General features: G+C 68.7%; 2 protein-coding genes. Both read right to left on the bottom strand.

What is annotated here, in order from left to right:
• Positions 1-359: 359 nt before the first annotated feature.
• The gene (locus ON21_RS30430; RefSeq protein WP_157171029.1) at positions 360-1,613 is read right to left on the bottom strand and encodes a hypothetical protein; all 1,254 of its coding nucleotides are present in this window, start codon (positions 1,611-1,613) and stop codon (positions 360-362) included.
• A gap of 137 nt (positions 1,614-1,750) precedes the next feature.
• Positions 1,751-2,297: phosphoadenosine phosphosulfate reductase domain-containing protein (locus ON21_RS30435; protein WP_039803686.1), on the bottom strand; the 547-nt coding region annotated here is incomplete at its 5' end.

Raw genomic sequence — 2,297 nt, forward strand, 5'->3', positions numbered from 1 at the left:
TGATATTCCTCGGCGGTTTCGGTCACCGTGAGCGAGGACTCACGGCAGTGATCACACCGCGGTATCCGCCCTGCGCAGTGGGGACAGACGACCTGGTCTCCGACCGGGTACCGGTCACCGGGCTCACCACTGCCGCAGACCGCGCACAGCGCAACAGACAGGGAATCGGGCATGACGGGCCACCTTCCGGAAACGGCAGAACGCCAGACCGGAAGGCGTTCTCCGGTCTGGCGTTGCACGGGCAACAGGGAGTTGGTGATGTGGTCCCCGCGAATCCGCACGTCGGCGGGCTCGCGCGGAGGAGTGGTCACCGCATTCGTCGGTGACGACAGGACCCTTACCAGTCGGGGAAACCGTGGCTATGCCGCGCCGCGAACTGCCACGGCGTCGTGGGCGGCCTGCTCGACCGCGAGCAGGCGCTCGTCGGCGTGGCCGTGCCAGCGCGCGTCGAACCCAGCCCGCTGTTTGGGCATCACACAGTCGGGTGCGGCGACGAAGAACTCCTCCAACCGCGGATACGTCGTCGCGGGTTCGGTCAACCACACCCGGGTGTGATCACCGTCCAGGTCGCACGGGACCTGCAACGTTGCGGCGATCCGGTGCAGGATCTCCACGGTTTCGGTTCGGCTGCCGTGGGCCACGGTGTCGACGGCCCGCCAGGCGCGCGCGGGTGCGGTGTAGCAGCGGCGGACCCGGTAGACCGTCCACCGGCAGCGATCCAGCTGCGCTTCGGCCAGGGTGAGGACGTGGTGGGCGCCGTCGCGGCGCAACCGGTCAGTCAGCGATTTACCCGGTCCGAACAGTCCGGAGTTGCGGTTGAGCGCGACGGCGACGTACTCGTCCACCACATGCTTGTACGCCTCGGCGGGCGCGGCGTGGAACCGCGCCAGCTGCTCCGGCCATCCGGGTTGGGACACGAAGCAGCATTGGCGGCAGCAGGATTTCGGCCACCACACCCCGAACAACCCGAACAGGTATCCCTGGCAGCGGGCGCGGGACCAGCCTGCGGCGTGCAGCGGGTAGATCGGGTGACGGCGCCCGCCCAACGTCACCGACGAATCCGTGGCGATGCGCCGGGTCTCCTCGGCGTTGTAGCCGACCGCGTGCACATACCGGGCGGAACCCAGATGGGTGGCCCGCCACGTGTCGAGCGGTACTCCTTTCGCCTTGGCCGAACAGGTGCGGTTGCCGCCGAGGGTGGGCAGCACGCCGTTGCCGCGGTGTTCGTCGCTGAGCGCGTAGAAGCCGTACTTCTGCGGGTCGGGGTGCAGCCGCACCGGTTGCCGGGTGTCCTGCAACACCACGATCCCGTCCGCGGCCGACGGGCCCCTGCGGGCCACTTCGACCAGGCGAACCGAAGCCTGTCGCAGCAACCGCAGGACATGGGCGGTGACCAGGTCGCAGGTACTGGTCCACTCGTCACCGGTCTGGGCGATCAACACGATCAGGTTCGACAGGTCATCCCGCAGCTCCGCAGGCCGGAACTCCGGCTCGAGCAGCGTGCGCACCACTCCACAAGTGCTCTCCACACCCATGCCGTAGGACCAGCACACCGAAACCGCGCCGCCGAAAAGATCCGGCACAGCGAACAAGCCCTCCGTAGGATCAACCATCCGGAAACTCCTTTCGGCAAGGGCGGCGGGGGCGAGTGGTAGCGGGGAGATCCCGGGCGAAGGCCGAGCAATGCACGACCAAGGCCCTCCCGCATCCGGGATCGCTCATACCGCGCAATCGGGGCACCGCGTATCGGTCAGGCGGCCCAGTCCTGGATCGGCCGGGATGTGGTGGCGGTGGTGGCTTCGGTGATGATGTCGGCCATCGAGCGGTCGGCGCGGAAGCGGTGGCCGATCGCGTCGTCCACGGCGGCGTATTGCGCGGCCAATTCGGGAAATAGTTGCGCGGCGCGCACGAGCGCGGCGCGGGAGGAAAGGACACAGAAAACGCAGGACGCCCGCGGGAATCCGGCAGCGTAGGCGGGGTGCGGGCGGGTGCCAGCGGAAGCGATACGCGCCCACACATCCTGCGCGGTCCAGCCATGGATCGGCAGCCACGTATCGACGTGACGGCGCGTATTGGACACACCGCTCCTGACCGCGCGACCCTCGGCACGCGCTCTTCTACAGATCGCGCACAGGCAGGTGGCGCCGGGTTCGTGTACGAACGGCGACGAGCGGCGGCGCTGAGGCGATTCCTCGGCGCGGTGGCCCATGATGTTGAGTAGCCGCACCTGCCGACCGGTCAGCCCCGCGGCGCGAGACTCGGAGACCAGCGCGGTGATCACCCGCCGGATCGGGCCT

Source organism: Nocardia araoensis NBRC 100135, from assembly GCF_000308435.1.
In the GTDB taxonomy this organism is placed as follows: Bacteria; Actinomycetota; Actinomycetes; order Mycobacteriales; family Mycobacteriaceae; genus Nocardia; species Nocardia araoensis.

Bases quoted from the DNA above. Each gene is read 5' to 3' on its own strand.
- ON21_RS30430 (WP_157171029.1), bottom strand. From the start codon at position 1,613: ATGGTTGATCCTACGGAGGGCTTGTTCGCTGTGCCGGATCTTTTCGGC.